The sequence below is a fragment of the Parapedobacter sp. genome, from assembly GCF_053550995.1.
Window position 1 is genome coordinate 23,956 of sequence record NZ_JBMQOC010000032.1, and the last position, 19,466, is coordinate 43,421.

Consider the following 19,466-nt stretch of genomic DNA (forward strand, 5'->3'; position numbering starts at 1 on the left):
GTCAAATTACCACCCCGGGTTTTGCCAGTTCTCCCCGGTCAAACCGATCATGATATTCGCGTCGTCGAGCGGTATGGGGAACCACAGAAACTTATTCGTGTAGCTCAAACGCTCGCGCGATACTGGCCCCCTGGCATACGTATAGGTTCCGTCATCGTTACGCGTGATATGTGCTGCGGTAATCCATCGATCGGTTTTCTCCAGGTTTTCATCGGGCGTATGCCAACGACGGACATCAAAGTAACGATGGGCCTCGAAGGCCAGTTCCACCCGGCGCTCATTCCGGATACGGAGCAGGAGCTGATCCTTGGAAAGGCCTTCCGGCAGATCAGGCATATTTACCCGGCGACGAATGGCGTTTACTGCCTCGTACGCTTCGCTTAGGTGATCGGCTTCTGCCGCGGCTTCTGCGAGATTCAAATATATTTCCCCCAACCGCATGACTTTAGGGCGGGCCATCCCGACGTTTACAACTTCCTGTCCGGTGTTAGGATGAAGGAATTTCCTCAGGAAATAGCCGGTACGCGTTGCCTTCCGGATGGTTGGGTGTATGCCTGTTTGGGGTTCGCCTTCCCAGGTGGCAATGATACGCGTGCGGTAACCCCGGCCAGCGGGATAATTTTCAATGCTTTCCGACGTTTCATCGAAAGGCCAATAGCATTTGCGTTGTGAACCATTATAGTAAATGGAAGCATAAAATCGGGGATCGCGGTTTTCGTAAGGGTCCTGCTCATCGTACAACGTATTCTCGGCGTTAAAGTTGGGCTGGAGATGCGTAACTTCATCGTTGTATGGTTTCGCTAGGTTTAGGATCGGTTTCCCGTCGATGGTTTCAAAACAATCAACGATTTCCTGCGATGGGCATGAACCGGACTTGTATCCACCCTGGGCACCCACCCCCTCGGTACCGAAGCCGTCTTGACCGGCGTTGGTCTGATAAATCGTCTCTTTGTCGGTCGGGTTGCTTTCGTAAGCCATGCTATTGCAGAAATACTCATTGAAAAGCTTCGCGGCATCGTTAGGCAAAAACACATCCGGGTTGTCGCTCCAAGACGCGAAATTAACCTTGTCGTATAATGCATAGCCGTTTGCCTTTAGGTTGGCGAGCGCTTGTTTATTAACTTGGTAAGCTTCTTCCCAATAGTTGTTCCCTTCGTTATATAACGGACTTGCGGCATAGAGCGACATCCTCGATTTAATCCCTTCGGCAACCGCTTTCGTAAGCCGGAATGCCTCGGCATCCGTCGTGATGCGCCAGGGCAATTCAGGGGTCGACAATGCGATATTACAATCTTCGATGATAAATTGCACCACATCATAATAGGAGCTACGCACGGTTTGGGAAAAGTCATCTTCATAACCATGTGCCTCCCGGACAACAGGGAGCGGGCATCCAAAAAACTTAAGTAATACCATGTAATAGTACGCCCGCAGCAAATGTGCTTCGGCCTTCCATCGCGCGCGATTAGTCTCACTCTTTACCTTGGCGGCATCGATATTATCGAGGAATACAGAGCACTTACGGATGCCTTGCCACATCCGTACCCAATAGTTACCGTTGCCCGCATCGGCCCACTGGGTGTTAAAGTGAGCGGCGGCCGAGACATTTCCGCTATACAATTGTCCAGAGGTAATCCACGGTTCGGCCTCTGCATCGGTATCCCACGACTCGTCGCTCCAGTCTACCGGTCCACGCATATGGAAGAAATAGGCCTTCCCTTCTCCGGGGATGTAACCGTAACAGGAATTCAAATAGGCAGCGGTTTTTTCATCATCTTGAAAAACATCTGCGAGGGCAATTTTCCCGTCGGGGGCTTGGTCTAAAACATCAGAGCATCCACTGAGTAATAGAAACGTAACCAACGCCAGTGTTTTTGTGATTTTAAATATATGGTCAGTCATAGCAATATCTTTTTACAGTGTGAGTATGGTCAGAATTTGATATTGGCCCCAAAGCTGAAGATCGAGGTTTGTGGGTAGCCGATCGAATCGTCATTTTCAGGGTCGAGATGGGTCGGCCTGAACTTCGGTGACCAGGTAAAGACATTCTGCCCATTCATGAAAACCCTCATATTGGAGACCCCGATCAACCTCAGCGAATTGGCTGGGAGCGTATAGCCGATCTCGAAGTTTTTCAGCCGGAAGAGATCGCGATCAAAGATAAAAAACGAGTTGCCCCTATGGTTCACGCCCTCCTCAGAATGAAGTGCCGGATAGGTAATCTCTTCGCCGTTTTTCCAACGCTCTTCCGTCCATGCTTTTTTGTGATAAGGGAAATAGGTCCCGTCAAGCGTTGTCTCATAAGTACCCTGCGCTGCAAAACCGGAATTGAACTTGCCCAGCCCTTGGAAGAAGATATAGGCATCGAAAGACTTCCATTCGGCCGAAAATGAAAAGCCATAGCTGTATCGCGGAATGTGGCCGACGCCTATCGGTGCCTGGTCCTTGTCATCTATCACATTATCGCCGTTTAGGTCCTTGTAGACGAAATCCCCGGGGCGCGGTGTGCCGAATCCGTACGTAACGCGCTCCGGATCCGCCAGCGATTCCTCGTTCCAATACCCCCCATCTTGGTCCCAATCGATGAGATATCCCCAGGCCTGCCCGATCGGATAACCTGTGCCGCGATATTTGTATGCATAGGTGTCATCACGCGGCACCTCGTCCACGTTGGTGCGTTTGTTCCGATTATAAGAAAGTTGGCCCCTAAAATGGAGGAACAGGTTGTCATTGACGCGCTTGTTGTACCCCAGCTCGATTTCATAGCCTTGGTTCTCCACTTCACCCATATTTACCTTCGGTATACTGCTGATGGGGACACCTTGCCATATAGGGATGCTACGCCGTTGAAGGAGGATTTGCGAGCGGTGTTCACGGAAGATATCGATCTGCCCCGTGATGTCCTTGATAATGGAGAAGTCTATCCCCAGGTTATATTTATTGGCGACTTCCCAAGTAAGCATTCGGTTGCCCAATAACCCTTCATTGACCCGCTTCCCAGCAGCAAGGCTGCCAGAGAGCCCACCACCAACAACCGTAATATCATCCAAATAGAGAAAGCGGAGTCCCCCCATCTTATCGTTCCCTACCTTCCCGTACGAAGTCCTGATTTTCAGAAAAGTAAGGTACGGATTGTCCTTTAGGAACGGTTCTTCGCTGACCGCCCACCCAATCGATCCCGAGGGGAAGAAGCCGAATCGCTTCTCGGGGGAAAACTGTTCCGATCCATTATAGCCGAAGTTGACTTCTGCAAGGTAGCGCGTATCATAATCGTACGTGGCCCGCCCCGCAACACCGAACACATTGAAAGGAATATCGGCTCCTCCCGAATCCCAATAATCCCGGTCGGCACGCAACATACCGCCTACGTTATGTTTCCCAAACGACCGGTTGTACAGGAGCTGTCCCTGGATATTAATGTTATATTTTGCACCCTGCCCATAGGTTAACCAAAAATTGTCTTGTTTCAACTGGAATACCGAGAAGGTGAGTTCATCCGTTTGTGGGTTGATAAATGCTTGGTACTCGGTTTGGTTCCTATTCCCCCTGACCATGTTTTCGCCGAAAGCATCGTACGAAATCATCCCCTTCAGGGCCAGCCCCTTGGTGATCCCGTCCAGATTGAAGTCCAATCCAAACGAAGAGTTCAGGTTGGAGCGGGTTCGCTGGTCGTAACCATACCAGTTCATGATGGTGAACGGCGAACGGTCGGCATAGTGTCCGCTGGTTAAGTAAGTGGGGTCCAGCGGGAGGTTAGGCGGAACGCCATAACCCGGAATGGTTACGGGACCCGGTGTCATCGGTAAAATGGTTTGTGCCTGATACATCATATCGCGTACCAACCAGTTCCGGTCGCCACCGTACATAATACCCGGATTGGGCATGTTCACTTTCTCAATGTAGGTGCCTAGGTTGAGGAATGCGGTGAGCCATTTGTTCACCTTGTAATCCACATTGGACCGGAATGAATAACGATCCAACTTGAACGAAGGGTCGTATTTCAGGATATCTTCGGAGAGTGTATTCATGTTTCCTCCCTGATGCAGGTAGCCGACATTCAGGAAGTAAGTGATTTTATCGGTTCCCCCGCTCATATTGGTATTTAGGTTGCTCTGCGGCGACCATCTCCGTACAAGCATCCGGTACCAGTCGTTGCTGGGATACATCCATTGCCTTAGGGCTGCCTGTTCTTCATAGTCGGGTGCGGACGGATCCAATCCGGCAAGGGGGTCTTCGAACTTGGCGATGATACTGGGCGTAAAAGGCGCCTCAAATCCGTCGTTTTCCATCGCCATGTTACGCAGTTTCATGTACTCAATCGATCCCGGCAGTTCCGGTTCGCGGGTGAGCTTCGAGTAGCTTTGGGTAAAGTTCACGCCGAGTTCGGGCGCCCCGGCCTTGCCTCGTTTCGTCGTGATGATCAACACCCCGTTTGCTCCCCGTACGCCGAATATCGCCGTTGCGGAAGCATCTTTGAGTACCGAGATCGATTCGACCTCGTTGACATCCAGGGTGCGGATGTTGTCACGGGGTACACCGTCGATCAGGATGAGTGGGTTGGTACCGTTGATGGTCGCTGCGCCCCGAAGGTACATGGTCGCATCATCGACGCCCGGCTGCCCGCCCACGCGTTGCATGGACGTGAGGCCGGCAACTCGACCGGCGAGCGCATTGGCAATGCTGGCCGACGATGAGACGCGCAATTCGTCGGGGGTAACCGAAGAGATAGCACCCGTCACCGTCACCTTCTTCTGTACGCCGTAGCCAATGACCACGACTTCATCCAGGCCCACATTGTCCGGCATCAACTGGACATTAAGGGGTGAACTGTTGGGCACGGGCAGCTCCTTGTCAATATAACCAACCAGGCGGAACAGCAAGGTGTCACCGATGCGTACTCCCGCCAACACAAACGTGCCGTCCAGCGCCGTAGACACAGCAGCGGTTCGGTGTTTGACACTGACGGTTACACCGCCTAAAGGCCCTTGCTCATCGCTCACTTTCCCGCTGATGCTCACTTCTTGTTGTGCCACCGATATCACCGGAGATGACATGATGAAAAAGGCAGCAAAAAAAGCAAACATCCATGGTTTTGCTTTGCTGGGTAAACGTCTAAGCATAATTACATGATTTTAAGTTAGTTTGGATAATAATTTAGTTTTACTCTAGCACTGTTAATAACCGACCAAAAATCCGTTCCATTCTAGCGTTTCCTTCTCGCCTTTCACGGGTTGGTATAATTTGGTACGATTTAGATTTATTGTTGGGTATTCCCGGAAGCCCACCCTTATCAAGGGAATCCTCCCAATGTTACTTATACCGTATTTTAGTGAAGTCTAATTTATTTTTATAACAGAACAAACCTAACCATTCGATTGAATGGCAGCAACCCGTCCCGTGCTGCCCCGTCCCGTCCCGTCCTGCCTGCTGCTCCGAAATTCCCCAAGCCGCAAATCCCGGGGTCGGCCAGAAGTTAGCGTCGCCGTCGCCTCATTCCCAAATGGATGCCACACGGAATACTTCCAGGTTTTTCACCTCGATGTTATTTCCCCAAAAATGGAAACCCTCCTTATTCTTTGCGTCTGGCTTCCGTTCCATCGCATAGGAAAACTTGCCCCCATCGATAAAAACTTCGATACTGGTCCGGTCGATATAAATATCGGCCGAAATCTCCATGCTGGTCATGTCTTCCGGCGAATAAAAAGACCCATTTAGCGTATTCCAGTTCATGTCGTAATCGATTAAGCGCTGCCCACACAGGTTGAACCCGGCATTCGTAGCATGCGATAGCTTCAACGTGGTTTTTATCCGCAGGCCGTCCGCTTGATCGAACGCATCCAGCAGCTCATTGGCTCTATCCGAAGAGACATTTTCCCATTTATCAGTTAGGGTAAACAGCTGTTCGCTTTCCTTTATCGGCATATTGAATAGGCGAGGACCATCCTTTGTGGTGCGGAGGGTCAATTCCGTGGGTAGTAACATCATCCCATTGAATGGCATTCCCTCATGGCTTATACGCCCCCAGCCCATCTGCACGCGCCGCCCGTCGGTCATGTTGGTAAACGTTTGTGCGGCATACATGGCACCTGTGGTGTATTGGTGTTTGCCCGATTCGGGAGTGAATGTTTTACCATCAAACGACCCGAGCATGTACGTGCCTGAAGCGCCGTACATCACCCATTTGGTATGATGGGGGTTACCATCAATAGGTAATTCAAACAACTCGGGGCACTCCCAGAAACCGGTGGTGTGGCTTTGGTAAATCCAATCTTTCAGGTCTGCAGAAGTATATATCGAATGTCCGTCACGCTCATTAAGCACCATCACCCAATGGTTGCCCGGTTCATACCAAAACACCTTCGGGTCGCGCGTGTCGTGGCTGTTCCACTTTTCTTTCGAATCGATAACCGGGTTTCCTTCGTATTTGGTAAATGTACGTCCGTTGTCCAAACTATAGGCGATGCACTGCACCTGTCTTTCCCGACTGTGTGCGGTGTAAGCGACCACCATCGCCGGCCTGTCGTCGTTGTTAAAGCCCGCGGTGTTATTGTAATCGATTACCGCCGAGCCTGAAAACATGGTGCCCAGTTGATCGGGGAATAATGCCACGGGCAATTCCTTCCAATGGATGAGGTCCTCGCTCACGGCGTGGCCCCAGTGCATATTCTCCCATTCACGCTCATAGGGATTATGCTGGTAAAAAAGGTGGTATTCCCCATCGTGGTAGACGAGGCCGTTCGGATCGTTTATCCAGCCGCGTTTGGTCGTAAAGTGAAACTGCGGGCGGTTTTTTTCTTGATAAAGGTGGTCTTGTCCAGCAATGGTATCGGCCTGATAAATCCCCTTTAACCCGTTGTCGCTTCCTTCATAGCTGATGGTAATGGTTTGCCCTTTCCATTCGGACACATCCTTGAATACCCAATAATCGGCCTCATCAGGTGCGAGCCGGATGGCGACTGACAAATTGGGCACGTCCTCGATCTCAAATGTCATTTTGCCCCGTTCCGCTTGGTGCGATATCGGAAAGTTGAGGTATCTGCTGTTGATATTGATTTCGATTTCTTGTGCCGATACCTGAGCACTAGCAATCCCTGCCACGCCCATCATCCATGCGGCTAACGCCAATCGTCCTTTCATTTGTCTTTGAGATTTGATACTAACAATACACCCGCAAACTAAGATATTCCACTTAAATTTGCCAAAAAAGAATAAAGTAGTACTTTTATCGATTGGTGAAATAAATTGCTCTTTTTGTATGAAGCAAGCATTCTTGATTGTTTTTGGTTATTTGTTTGTGTCAACGATAGCATCGGCCCAGGATTTTTCAGCCTTCGAAGCGAAACAGTTCGTTCATCGGGGCGATACGTTGCCTTACCGCATCCTGTATCCCCAAGACTATGATCCCGAGGGCAGCTATCCGGTTCTCTTCTTCTTGCACGGCGCGGGCGAGCGGGGCAACGACAACGAAAAGCAACTTGTCCATGGTGCAGGGTTGTTTTTAAATGATAGCGTCCGTAATGCTTTTCCAGCGATTGTGGTCTTCCCGCAATGCCCTGCGGATTCATATTGGAGCAATGTAGATATCCAATCGCCTGCCGATGGCAGGCGGGAATTCTATTTCCGAACCAAGGGTAAACCGTCCAATGCCATGTCATTATTCATCCGGTTGGTTAAGCACATACGTAAACAAGAGGCGGTAGATAAGCAACGCCTTTACATCGGAGGGCTTTCCATGGGTGGCATGGGAACTTTCGAGGCACTGCGCCGGAAGCCCCGCTATTTCGCTGCGGCATTTGCGATCTGTGGCGGCGACCATACGGCTAATGTAAGGAAGTACGCCCACGTGCCGCTTTGGATATTCCACGGCGAGCAGGATGATGTGGTACCGCCCACCCATTCGCATGCTATCGTTGCCGAATTGAGGCGATTGGGGGCCAACCCGAAGGCCACGTTCTATCCGACAGCCAACCACAACAGTTGGGACAATGCCTTTGCAGAACCGGAATTACTGCCTTGGTTGTTTGGCCACACCAATAATAAATAACCTGCTGTAACACTTGGCTACCTACACGGTCTAACCTTCTAATAAACATGGTGTGAGATGTCGGTAAAAATGTCCAATAGGGAAAATGTCAAGCTATCGCTTCAATCAATTAGCAGCAATAAGCTACGTACATTCCTCACCGCATTGATTATTGCGATCGGCATTACCGCGCTGGTAGGCATCCTTACGTCTATCGATGCCATCAAAAACTCCTTGACCGATTCGTTTTCCGCCATGGGGTCCAACTCGTTCAATATCCGCAATCGCGGTTTGAATATACAGATCGGCGGCAGCGGTACCCGGCCCAAGCAGTTTCCGCAGATCACGTATTACGAAGCCAAAGCTTTCAAGGATAAGTTCAATTACCCCGCTGTTGTATCATTGAGTACATACGCTTCGTTTGGCGGAACGGTGAAATACAAAAGTGAAAAAACCAACCCCAACATCAATGTCCTCGGGGCGGATGAGAACTACCTGCAAACCGCGGGATACAACCTGTCTTCGGGTCGTAACTTTTCCCTCCGCGAGGTTGACTTTGGTAGTAATGTGGTTATCGTCGGTTCGGAAATCGTCAAGCGGCTTTTCGGGAACGGTGAAGAGCCGCTCGACCAGATGATCCGCATCGGCAGCTCCCGGTATAAGATCATTGGCGTATTGGAAGACAAAGGTTCGAGCGCCGGGTTCGGTGGCGACAAGGCCTGCATCATCCCCTTGGTTAAGGCGCGTGCCGTAATGGCATTGGGCCACCCTTCCTATACGATTACCGTGATGGCGGGAAACCCACAACAGCTTGAAATGGCTATCGGCGAAGCGACGGCACTCTTCCGGAACGTCCGTGGGGTAAGGGTAGGACAAGAGACCAATTTCGAAATTACCAAAAGCGACGCCGTGGCGCAGATGCTCATCGAAAGCCTAACCTACGTCACCATCGGTGCGGTTGTCATCGCGCTGATTACGCTTATTGGCGCATCCATCGGATTGATGAACATCATGTTGGTATCGGTCACCGAGCGCACGCGCGAAATAGGTATCCGTAAAGCCATCGGTGCAACCCCCACGGTCATCCGCAAGCAATTCCTTACCGAAGCGGTTGTTATCTGCCTAATGGGTGGGTTCGCGGGGATTTTCCTGGGTATACTCATTGGCAATATCCTTGCCGTGGTGATGGGGGCCAGCTTCATCATCCCGTGGAACTGGATCATCCTCGGCGTGGCCGTCTGTGTAGGCGTAGGGATGGTCTCCGGATATTACCCGGCTTCAAAGGCCTCACGGCTCGACCCGGTGGAAGCGCTGCGGTATGAATAACCCGTTATGACAGGACCCATCGTACCCTGTTGCGGTCTAAGCTAACCCCCCATGTACATTTTCAAAAATCGGGAAGTGTGCGTATCGCTTTCACTGATCATTTGCTCGGGCGTGCCCTCGAAAATCAACTCACCCCCTTTTTCGCCTCCTTCGGGTCCGATATCGATGATCCAGTCGGCACTTTTGATCATATCCATGTTATGTTCGATGACGAGAATGCTATTCCCTTGTGCAATCAGGGCGTCGAATGACTTCAACAGTTTTTTGATATCGTGGAAATGTAGCCCGGTGGTGGGTTCATCGAAGATAAAGAGGGTGCGTTTATGGGTGTTTCCCTTGATAAGGAAGGATGCCAGCTTGATACGCTGGGCCTCCCCGCCCGATAACGTGCTCGACGATTGGCCCAGTTTGACGTAGCCCAACCCTACATCAGCCAGTGGCTGCAGTTTCGCCATGATTTTCGGCTGGTCCGCAAAGACGGCCAACGCCTCATCTACACTGAGATCGAGGATATCCGAAACGTTCCGTTCTTTCCACGTAACGTCCAGCACGTGTTGCTTAAATCGTTTACCACCGCATGCCTCGCAGGGCAGCACGATATCGGCCATAAACTGCATCTCGATCTTCACCTCACCTTCACCTTGGCATACGTCGCATCGCCCACCTTCCACATTGAAGGAAAACGCTGCGGGCTTTAACCCCGCTGCCTTAGCGGCAGATTGGGCGCTGTACAGCGCACGGATCTCATCCCACGCCTTCACATAGGTTACCGGATTCGAACGCGAGGAGCGCCCAATTGGGTTTTGGTCGACCAACTCGACCTGTTCAACCTGTGTGATATCGCCATCGATTCCATCGTAAAGCCCGGTTTGCTCGCCCGAATAGTTCCCCAGCGCCTTTTGCAGGGCCGGGTAGAGGATCCGCTTCACCAGCGAAGTCTTACCCGATCCGGACACGCCGGTGACGACCGTGAATACATGGAGCGGAAAGCGTACATCAATACCTTTGAGGTTGTTCTCGCGGGCTCCTTTAATCAGAATCGCGTCGTGCCACCTGCGCCTGCTTGCTGGAATTGGAATCTGCTCTTTACCGCTTAAGTACTTACCGGTAAGGCTATCGCCGTTATGTAAGATATCGTGGTAATTGCCTGCAAACACGAGCTCCCCGCCATTGATTCCCGCCTCGGGTCCGATATCAATCAAGTGGTCGGCCGCCTGCATCATCTCCTGTTCATGTTCCACCACCAGCACGGTGTTTCCCACGTTGCGCAACGACTTCAGCACGCCGATGAGGCGTTGCGTATCGCGCGGATGCAGACCGATGCTTGGCTCATCCAGTACATAGATAGACCCCACCAATGAGCTGCCCAGCGATGTGGCTAGGTTGATGCGCTGCGATTCGCCCCCCGATAGGGTATTCGATAACCGGTTTAACGTAAGGTAACTCAGCCCCACATCGGTCAAGAATTGGAGGCGATTGCATATCTCTGTCAGGAGCCGCTTAGCGATCTTCGCTTCATTCTCCGTTAGTTCGAGCTGCTGGAAGAACGCCAAGGCGACATCCAAGGGCATCAGCACAACGTCCGAGATAGACTTTCCGTTTACCTTCACATAGGTTGCATCTTTGCGAAGGCGCGTACCGTGGCAGTCGGGGCAATTGGTTTTTCCCCGGTACCGGGAAAGCATCACGCGGTATTGGATCTTATAAGTCTGCTCCTCGAGTTCGATGAAAAACTGGTCCAGGCCCCGGAAGTAACTGTTTCCTGCCCAAAGCAACGCTTTCTGCGCCGACGTTAGGTCGGCATACGCCCGGTGTATGGGAAAATCGAATTTTGTGGAGTTGCGGATAAGCTGTTGTAACCACTCGCCCATTTTCTCGCCACGCCATGGCGCAATAGCGCCATCGTATACCGAACGGCTTTTATCGGGCACCACCAAATCCGGATCGATACCGATGACCCGGCCATACCCTTCACACCGTTTGCAGGCTCCATACGGATTATTGAAACTGAAAAAATTGGGCGTGGGCTCCTCAAAGGTGAGGCCGTCCAATGCAAACCGATCCGAAAAAGTATGCACCGTCCCGTTCTCTTCGATGTAGCAGTCGCCCTTCCCTTCGAAAAATGCCGTCTGCACCGAATCCGCTATCCGGTTTGCGGTATCTTCTTCACCATCTACCATGACGCGGTCGATGACGATGAGCAAGTCGCCCGCTTTGGCCCCTTGGTTACTGAGGGTAATATCCTCCAGCAAGGATTCGATTTTCTGTAAGGCCCCCTGGTAGAAAACACGAACAAAACCTTTTTGCAGCAAGATGGCCAGTTCTTCCTTCAGCTTGCGGTTATTGCTGGGATGCAGCGGCGCACTGATCGTCGCCGTGCTGCCTTCGGGGAGAGCGGTTACAAAGCTGGTCACCGAGGTGACCGTATCCTTCTTTACCTCTTCACCCGACACCGGAGAGTACGTTCTTCCGATACGTGCATAAAGCAATTTCAGGTAATCGTATATTTCGGTTGACGTGCCGACCGTTGAGCGGGGGTTGCTGGTGATGACACGCTGTTCTATGGCGATAGCCGGCGCGATGCCTTTGATGTAGTCGACATCCGGCTTGCTCATCCGCCCCATAAATTGCCGCGCATAGGAAGAGAGGCTCTCCACGTAACGGCGCTGGCCTTCGGCGTAAAGTGTGTCAAAAGCCAATGACGACTTCCCCGAGCCAGACATGCCCGTGATAACCACCAACTTGTTTTTGGGGATAGCTACGTCTACGCTCTTGAGGTTGTGTACACGTGCCCCTTTAATGATAATGTGGGTTTTGGGATCGAGCGTCGCTATATTCATATACATAAATCACCCCACGGCGATGTGATGGTGGGGGGCACACAAAAGTACGGATAATTTTTTTAGTATCAAGCGGTGTTGAAACAACAATGGCAACCCTGCGAGCGGCCGGATTGCCATCATTCGGTAGAGAAGCAGCGTTAACGTAAAACTTCTTGTACCGGCTGCCCGATATTCCCGTTCGGTTCCTCGATATGGAGCAATGCGGCAATCGTCGGCGCGATATCCGTCGAATGCGTCTCGCGGTTGGTCGTACCATGCTTGATTCCCCAACCCATCATCACAAATGGGATGTGAGCATCGTAAGAAGCCCATGTGCCATGGGTGGTACCCCGCGAACGGGGCGATCCGCTATACCATTGAGGCTCCAGGATGATCTGGATACACCCACTGCGTTTAGGATTGTAACCGTTGACGATACGTTCCCGGATGCGCTCCGGTATGCTGGACGCGCCGGCCTTCTCCATATCCGTCACAAACGCAACGCCATCCACCGTACGCAAGAACTTGACGGCCCGCTCTTTGATATCGTCCTCATCCAAATCGTTGGCCCGGATGGTTTCGTAGTTGAGGTGTACTTGGTAGTTCATTAGGCTACGCACGATTTTCTCCTGTCCAAATTCCTTTTCCAGCACCTCATTTAGGCCCGTCAATGCATTGCGGTCATCGAAGTAGCCGGCATTGCCGCGCTTATCCATAAAAAACAAAGGATTGTGGGATGCGCCGTGATCGGCGGTGAGGAACAGTGTGTATTCACCCTTGCCAACCTGCTCATCGAGGTAGTCGAAAAATGCTTCCAGCTCTTTATCAAGTCGTAAATAGGTGTCTTCCACTTCAATCGCGTTGACCGAAAATTGGTGCCCCACATAGTCTGTCGACGACAGACTCACGCACAAGAAATCGGTAACCCCCTCCGGATTATGCCCCAATTGCTCGTGGTTGATAGCGGCCTTGGCAAGGTCTAGGGTTAACGTGTTGCCAAACGGCGTAGCACGTATCATTCCCAAGCCATTGTCTTTAACCAGCGTGCCCAGTTTCTTGGGGAATACAGGGGCATCCTCGCCACGGTAGGTGGCTTCATAATGGTTATCATCTTCAATGCTCTGCACATACGTATCAATGGGATAGAGCGTGTTCCAGTCTTGCTGCAAGTACTTTTCGGCAAGCTTCTTTTCGTTGAACTGCTTTACCCAATCGGGCAATTCCTGCATGTAGAAGGTACTCGAAACCCAATTGCCCGAACCGCCTTCAAACCAATAGGCCGCGTCAGCGAAATGACCCGCAGGCAGGATACCGCCACGGTCCTTAATGGCAATGCCAATGACTTTCGAACGGAAGTTGGTCGCGAGTTTAAGCTGGTCGGTGATGGTCGAGGAGAGGAGGTTGCGGGGCGACTGCTTACCGGCGTCCTCATCGGTCCCCACACCGCTCACATCGTCATCTTGCGTGCAGTACATCCGTTGCCCCGTCTGCTGGATGATGAAGTCATTCCCTGCAATCCCGTGTATGGCAGGAACGCTACCCGTATATACCGTGCTGTGGCCGATAGCGGTATAGGTAGGTACGTATGGAATATACGTATTCTCGCAAGAGAACCCTTCGCCTAATAGGCGCTTAAATCCGCCTTCGCCGTAACGCTCATAAAAACGGTACAGGTAATCCCAGCGCATCTGGTCAACCATCAGTCCAACAACCAGCTTTGGCCGCTCACCGGGCCGCTGTGCTTGGACATGCCCTAGGAAAAGGCCAATGACAACCACAGCTAAAAATAATCTCTTTAATTTCATCTGTTTACTTTTTGTTTTCTATTTGTCAGGCGGAGCCTTTGATGATCAAAATAACCGAAGCGACAGCGAAGCTCATTGACGCCGAAAAAATGTTAAACACTCGTCAATAATCATTGCCCTGTCTGCTTAAATGCGAAGCATCCAAGAACACCTCTTGAAATAAGCACGAGCGTGAATAACATTATTTTGATCATGTCGGGTTCATGTTATTGTATCTTGTTGCGAATGGATACCCGCGATTTGACAGGTATAACGCGGCTAATTTAGTAATTCTTGATGCCAAATCACAGGCAATTCGTAACATGCTTGTTGCACACCAGTATATCAGATGCGAAAGATCAGACCCCAATTCGCATAATCGGCTTGCACGTTATGCAGGCTGAGCGTGGTTTGGATCCCAATGTTCGGCGTAAAGTAATAACGAACACCGGTTACCCAATACCATTTGACGTTATGGTAATTCCGATAATGCAAATACTTGCCATACATGGCGTTGACAACGATGCGGCCCATCGTGAAATCGGCGCCTGCCGCCACACCCCACCGGATGGGATCTAGCGACGAGCCATAATATTGGAATGTCTCGTCAAACCGATCGGGATCGAATACGGTGTGGTAATATACCACGTGTGATCCTGCCTTGAGGCTGATGGCCCGGTTGAGGTAAAAGTTGTACCCTGCATACGCTCCCGAACGGAAAAATTTCCCCTCCCGATCGCGATATCTACCGCGCACGCCGGCGCCAAACCAAATTTCGGTGCTATTCCCTTCAATGTGCGGGTAATCCTCGGGTTCATCTGCGAACGCGTCTGCATTGCCTACGGCGGTTTTTACTCCGATAGTCCCCGTGAGTGTGTTCCAACCGCCATTCGGCACCACCACACCACCGTTGGAATAGTGCTGGATATGCCCCCCCGCCACAAGGCTGGTATTCGGACTAACAGGCACCTCCACGCTGAGCTCACCGGTAATCATCAGGTTAAGGTGGCCACCGATAGTCGACGTGGCGGGCTGGGTGAAGATCGTCTCTGTAATGTATGCCAGTCCCAATCCGGGGGTTGCCAGCAACTTCGCTCCACCGAATTGCAAAAGCTGCAGGTCAACCTCAGCTAACGCTCCGAAAGCCTGACCACCGGTATACGCCACACCATCCACGGTTTCTTTCATGTTATCCAGGTTGTGCCATGTAACGCCAAACGACAGGTTCTTGGCATTCAGAATGCGCGCCCACTCCTTATTCGAATGGGCTACGTTCTTGTCGTAGCTGATATGCAGACCATACAGGTAGTTATCTTTCCGATTGGGATTATCTGAATTGACGTCCACACCGTACTGTGCTTTTACGGAAATCGCGTGTTTAGCGTGGTCGAGCTGCGCAAGGGCGGTGTTGGATCTGATTAGGGCAAACGAAAGCAGCCCGAGCAGGATGGTTGATGGGGTTCTCAAAACGGTAAAACGGCAAATCATTGGAAAAACTAAGTTTGCAATCGCTAACAATCAGTGTCGGCGCAAACTTAACCATTTACTGCCAAAATTTCTAACCCGCCAAACTATCGGTCTTTCGACTTACGGCCATTTTGCGTACGGCATCTGTAATGGCGGCACTATCATACCCACATTGGGCCCATAGTTCGTGCTGTTCACCGTGCTCGATTACCCGATCGGGTATGCCCAAACGCACCACGTTGGCTTGGTAGCCGTGTTCGGCCATGAACTCCAGCACTGCACTGCCCATGCCCCCTTGCACGCATCCATCTTCAATGGTCATGATTTTCTTGAATTTTCCGAAGACCTCGTGAAGCAAGGCTTCATCCAATGGCTTCACGAACCGGAGGTCATAGTGGGCCGGGAATATCCCCTCTTCATTGAGCGCCATGCGTGCGTTTACAACCTCATTCCCGATATGCCCGATGCTCAGCAAGGCAACCTCTTCACCATCGCAAAGTTTACGGCCTTCGCCCACATTGATCTGCTGGAACGCCCGCCGCCAATCGGGCATCACGCCCTGCCCTCGCGGGTACCGGATGACAAATGGACCCATGCCTTGCTGCTGTGCGGTGTACATCAGGTTACGCAGCTCCTCTTCATTCATCGGGGCGGACACCGTAAGGTTGGGGATACAGCGCATGTAGGCCAGGTCATAGGCGCCGTGGTGCGTGGGGCCATCGGCACCAGCTATGCCGGCCCGGTCGAGGCAAAACACCACCTGCAGGTTCTGGATGGCCACATCGTGTATCACCTGGTCATACGCCCGCTGCATAAAACTCGAATAGATGTTGCAAAACGGAATCATCCCTTGCGTAGCCAGCCCAGCAGAAAAGGTGACGGCATGCTGTTCCGCTATACCGACATCGAATGCCCGGTGGGGCATGGCTTTCATCATGATGTTCATCGACGAGCCCGAAGGCATGGCCGGCGTAATCCCCATGATTCGGTCGTTTTTCTCGGCGAGCTCCACGAGCGTATGGCCGAATACCTCTTGGTATTTCGGAGCTACCGGCTTGTCGCTTTTGGATTTTTTGATCTCGCCGGTAATTTTGTCAAACAATCCCGGCGCGTGCCAGGTGGTCTGATCTTTTTCGGCCAACGCGTATCCTTTCCCTTTCACGGTGACACAATGCAGTAGCTTTGGCCCAGGAATTCCTTTCAGGTCATCGAGCGTGTTGATCAATCGCTTCACATCGTGGCCATCTACGGGGCCAAAATAACGGAAATTCAGCGATTCGAATAGGTTGCTGTTTTTGAGTAGCGTTCCCTTGATGCTTTTTTCTATTTTCTTCGCTACGCCGAGCGCATCAGGACCAAGCTCGGAAATCTTGGTTAGTACATGGACGATATCGTCCCTAAACCGGTTCCATGGTCGCGAAGTCGTAATGCTGGTCAGGTACTCCTTCAGTGCCCCTACATTCGGATCGATGGACATGCAGTTGTCATTGAGGATGACCAACAGATTGGACTTCTCGATGCCCGCATGGTTGAGCGCTTCAAACGCCATCCCTGCGGTCATTGCCCCATCGCCGATTACGGCGACGTGCTGACGGTCGGTCTCCCCTTTGTAGTTCGATGCCACCGCCATTCCCAAGGCAGCGGAAATGGACGTAGATGAGTGGCCCACGCCGAACGCATCGTATTCACTCTCGCCACGTTTCGGGAACCCACTGATACCACCCAACACCCGGTTTGTATGGAAATCGTCGCGCCTGCCCGTGAGAATCTTGTGACCATACGCTTGGTGGCCCACATCCCACACCAATTGGTCATAGGGAGTATTGAGCACGTAATGCAGGGCTACGGTCAATTCAACGACCCCTAAGCTCGCAGCGAAATGCCCGCCATGTGCCGACACCGTGTCAATGATGTACTGGCGCAGCTCGCTACACAGGGCTACCAACTCAGCTTGGCGCAGTCGCTTTAAGTCTGCGGGTGTGTTTATTTTCTTCAGCAGTTCTCCGGCGTCAATATCCATAGTGTCCGGTTTGGAAAATCGATACAAAGTAACTAATAATTATTGATATAGGACGCCTGAATCTTTACGCGCAGGGCAACCGCATTTAAAACTGGTCGCCATCGCTCCTTTTCACTGGCAAACGCGCTTGCAAGGACGATTAATCGTTCCTATTTTATACGGTTGCCCTGATTTTGCAGCCCGTCACTTATCGTCTCGTAAAGGGATGAACAACGATAAGGGCATATTGTTTAGCAGCGTGTGCACGGCAAATATGGCTGTGAAATGTTACCTTTGGACCGTATGCACGCCGATGGATATGAAATAAAATTACCGCAGTTTGAGGGGCCCTTCGACTTATTGCTATTTTTCATCGAACGCGACGAATTGAATATCCACGATATCCCCATTGCGAAGATTACCACCGATTTCCTTGATTATCTATTGCGTGCGCAGGCACTCAATATGGAACTGGCAAGTGAGTTTATATTCGTAGCTGCCACATTGATGCGCATCAAGGCAAAAATGCTATTGCCCAGACCGGAGCTCGATGACGCAGGCAACGAGATCGATCCGAAGCAGGACCTTGTACAGAAACTGATACTATACAAGCAGTTCAAAGAAGTCGCCGAGCAATTGCGGACCTTGGAAGAAGGGCGGCTCCAACAAGCCCGGCGGGGGAACATCATCGCCGATTTGCACATCGCGGGCGACTATGCCGACCAGGGAGAGGAGCTGACCACCTTTGACCTTTACAAGCTCCTGATGGTGTACGAACGGGCAATGGACCGCTACACTTCCCGCAGCAATGAGGTGCGCCATACGGTAGTTAAGTACCCATATACCATCGAACAGCAGAAGGAAGCCATCGCCTCACTGATCGCCATCAACGAAAAGTTGGATTTCAAGGCCGTTGTAAGGCACTCGGAAAACAAGGTGCAGTTTGTCTACAATTTCTTAGCCATTCTGGAAATGCTGCAACAGCAGCTGCTCGAGTTGCAAAGCGGATTGGGATACAACAACTTCTGGGTTACGGCAAGGAAATGAGTTCCGCCATGTATTCGTTGCGAGAAATCATCCTCGCCCCCAGGGAGGCAAGGTGATCCGTGTATACCTGGCAATCTATCAGGCCGTATCTCCCCGACCGGCAGAGTGCGGCCAACGCTACTTTAGAGGCATTGGCTTCGTTACTGAACATACTTTCGCCGCAAAACACGGTTCCGACGGCAACGCCGTAAAGCCCGCCCACTAGCTTACCAGCCAGCCAAACCTCAACGGAATGCGCGTGGCCTAGCACATGTAACCTAGTATACGCCTGTTGCATGTTTGCAGTTATCCACGTCCCGTCTTGCCCCGGGCGTGGCTGTGCGGCACAGGCATTTATTACCGCAGCGAACGCCCGGTCATGTGTCACCTCAAAGCGCCCCGACCGGAGCACTTGCCGCATGCTTTTACTGATTTTCAACGCTTCGGGGAAAAGCACAAAGCGCTCATGCGGCGAATACCAAAGAACGGGCGTATCATCATTGTACCAGGGAAAGATACCGTGGCGGTATGCCACCATAAGCCGTTCGGGCCGTAAGTCACCACCAACGGCTAAAAGCCCATCCGGCTCGGCCAGCGTTGGGTCGGGAAACGAAAGGGTATGCGGATCCAATTGGAAAATCATTCCGGCTGGCGGGGCTCCTTGCTGATTTCGTCGAAAAGCTTATCCATGTGCTCCACGTACTCATTCGTGTCGTCGAGGAAAAACTCAAGTTCCGGAACGATACGGGCTTGGTTTTTAATCCGGGCGCCCAGTTTATAGCGGATTTCATTGGTGTGCGACCGGACACGGGCCAAATCGTCCTTTGCCGTTTTCGTATGGAGGAAGCTCAGGTAAACCCGTGCAATGGCCAGGTCGGGGGTCATCCGTACACGAGTGATGGTGATGAAAGCTCCGGGTGCCCATGCACCGCCCTCCCGTTGGAAAAGTGCTCCCAAATCTTGCTGGATTACCCCTGCAAACCGCTGTTGTCTTTTACTTTCCGTATTCATGAGAAGGT

General features: G+C 51.6%; 12 protein-coding genes. 3 read left to right on the forward strand and 9 right to left on the reverse strand.

Features of this window, described 5'->3' with window-relative positions; translation table 11 throughout:
* Positions 1 to 6 precede the first annotated feature (6 nt).
* From ACO1NT_RS05060 to ACO1NT_RS05070, 3 genes are all read right to left on the reverse strand, one after another.
* Positions 7 to 1,902, reverse strand: coding sequence for a RagB/SusD family nutrient uptake outer membrane protein (locus ACO1NT_RS05060; RefSeq protein WP_449047333.1), 1,896 nt, complete (start codon positions 1,900 to 1,902; stop codon positions 7 to 9).
* A 29-nt stretch (positions 1,903 to 1,931) separates the two neighbouring features.
* On the reverse strand, positions 1,932 to 5,120 hold the full coding sequence (locus ACO1NT_RS05065) for a SusC/RagA family TonB-linked outer membrane protein (protein ID WP_449047334.1): 3,189 nt from the start codon (positions 5,118 to 5,120) through the stop codon (positions 1,932 to 1,934).
* 370 nt (positions 5,121 to 5,490) lie between these two features.
* A complete protein-coding gene (locus ACO1NT_RS05070; RefSeq protein WP_449047335.1) occupies positions 5,491 to 7,137 on the reverse strand; it encodes a 2,6-beta-D-fructofuranosidase in 1,647 nt (548 codons plus the stop codon).
* Positions 7,138 to 7,255: 118 nt separating this feature from the next.
* Between ACO1NT_RS05070 and ACO1NT_RS05075 the strand changes: the two genes are divergently transcribed.
* Both ACO1NT_RS05075 and ACO1NT_RS05080 read left to right on the forward strand, forming a co-directional pair.
* Entirely contained in the window at positions 7,256 to 8,044 is a 789-nt protein-coding gene (locus tag ACO1NT_RS05075) for a carboxylesterase family protein (RefSeq protein ID WP_449047336.1), read from the forward strand.
* A 57-nt stretch (positions 8,045 to 8,101) separates the two neighbouring features.
* Positions 8,102 to 9,349: an ABC transporter permease gene (locus ACO1NT_RS05080; protein ID WP_449047337.1), complete on the forward strand. Its 1,248-nt coding sequence runs from the start codon at positions 8,102 to 8,104 to the stop codon at positions 9,347 to 9,349.
* A 41-nt stretch (positions 9,350 to 9,390) separates the two neighbouring features.
* On the opposite strand, the gene uvrA is transcribed toward ACO1NT_RS05080, so the two are convergent.
* The 4 genes from uvrA to dxs form a co-directional block, all read right to left on the reverse strand.
* Positions 9,391 to 12,189 (reverse strand): excinuclease ABC subunit UvrA, encoded by a 2,799-nt coding sequence (gene uvrA / locus ACO1NT_RS05085; RefSeq protein ID WP_449047338.1) that lies wholly within the window; start codon positions 12,187 to 12,189, stop codon positions 9,391 to 9,393.
* Between the two features lie 140 nt (positions 12,190 to 12,329).
* Positions 12,330 to 13,976, reverse strand: coding sequence for an alkaline phosphatase PafA (gene pafA / locus ACO1NT_RS05090; RefSeq protein WP_449047339.1), 1,647 nt, complete (start codon positions 13,974 to 13,976; stop codon positions 12,330 to 12,332).
* Between the two features lie 324 nt (positions 13,977 to 14,300).
* Complete coding sequence (locus ACO1NT_RS05095; RefSeq protein ID WP_449047340.1) at positions 14,301 to 15,422, reverse strand: acyloxyacyl hydrolase; 1,122 nt, start codon at positions 15,420 to 15,422, stop codon at positions 14,301 to 14,303.
* A gap of 91 nt (positions 15,423 to 15,513) precedes the next feature.
* Complete coding sequence (gene dxs, locus ACO1NT_RS05100) at positions 15,514 to 17,442, reverse strand: 1-deoxy-D-xylulose-5-phosphate synthase (protein WP_449047341.1); 1,929 nt, start codon at positions 17,440 to 17,442, stop codon at positions 15,514 to 15,516.
* A gap of 264 nt (positions 17,443 to 17,706) precedes the next feature.
* Here dxs and ACO1NT_RS05105 point away from each other — a divergent pair, with 264 nt between their 5' ends.
* Positions 17,707 to 18,468, forward strand: coding sequence for a segregation and condensation protein A (locus tag ACO1NT_RS05105; RefSeq protein ID WP_449047342.1), 762 nt, complete (start codon positions 17,707 to 17,709; stop codon positions 18,466 to 18,468).
* Here ACO1NT_RS05105 and aat read toward each other — a convergent pair.
* Together aat and ACO1NT_RS05115 are read right to left on the reverse strand one after the other, a co-directional pair.
* Positions 18,452 to 19,090: a leucyl/phenylalanyl-tRNA--protein transferase gene (gene aat / locus ACO1NT_RS05110; RefSeq protein ID WP_449047343.1), complete on the reverse strand. Its 639-nt coding sequence runs from the start codon at positions 19,088 to 19,090 to the stop codon at positions 18,452 to 18,454. The two genes, ACO1NT_RS05105 and aat, sit on opposite strands and share 17 nt — an antisense overlap.
* A complete protein-coding gene (locus ACO1NT_RS05115) occupies positions 19,087 to 19,458 on the reverse strand; it encodes a ribosome-binding factor A (protein WP_449047344.1) in 372 nt (123 codons plus the stop codon). The genes aat and ACO1NT_RS05115 overlap by 4 nt, the downstream gene beginning before the upstream one ends.
* Positions 19,459 to 19,466: the final 8 nt, after the last annotated feature.

Excerpts from the sequence above, each read along its gene's own strand:
- dxs (WP_449047341.1), bottom strand. The coding sequence starts at position 17,442 with ATGGATATTGACGCCGGAGAACTGCTGAAGAAAATAAACACACCCGCA.
- ACO1NT_RS05115 (WP_449047344.1), bottom strand. The coding sequence starts at position 19,458 with ATGAATACGGAAAGTAAAAGACAACAGCGGTTTGCAGGGGTAATCCAG.
- ACO1NT_RS05060 (WP_449047333.1), bottom strand. The coding sequence starts at position 1,902 with ATGACTGACCATATATTTAAAATCACAAAAACACTGGCGTTGGTTACG.
- ACO1NT_RS05070 (WP_449047335.1), bottom strand. The coding sequence starts at position 7,137 with ATGAAAGGACGATTGGCGTTAGCCGCATGGATGATGGGCGTGGCAGGG.
- uvrA (WP_449047338.1), bottom strand. The coding sequence starts at position 12,189 with ATGAATATAGCGACGCTCGATCCCAAAACCCACATTATCATTAAAGGG.
- ACO1NT_RS05065 (WP_449047334.1), bottom strand. The coding sequence starts at position 5,120 with ATGCTTAGACGTTTACCCAGCAAAGCAAAACCATGGATGTTTGCTTTT.
- ACO1NT_RS05075 (WP_449047336.1), top strand. The coding sequence starts at position 7,256 with ATGAAGCAAGCATTCTTGATTGTTTTTGGTTATTTGTTTGTGTCAACG.
- aat (WP_449047343.1), bottom strand. The coding sequence starts at position 19,090 with ATGATTTTCCAATTGGATCCGCATACCCTTTCGTTTCCCGACCCAACG.
- pafA (WP_449047339.1), bottom strand. The coding sequence starts at position 13,976 with ATGAAATTAAAGAGATTATTTTTAGCTGTGGTTGTCATTGGCCTTTTC.
- ACO1NT_RS05080 (WP_449047337.1), top strand. The coding sequence starts at position 8,102 with ATGTCGGTAAAAATGTCCAATAGGGAAAATGTCAAGCTATCGCTTCAA.
- ACO1NT_RS05105 (WP_449047342.1), top strand. The coding sequence starts at position 17,707 with ATGTTACCTTTGGACCGTATGCACGCCGATGGATATGAAATAAAATTA.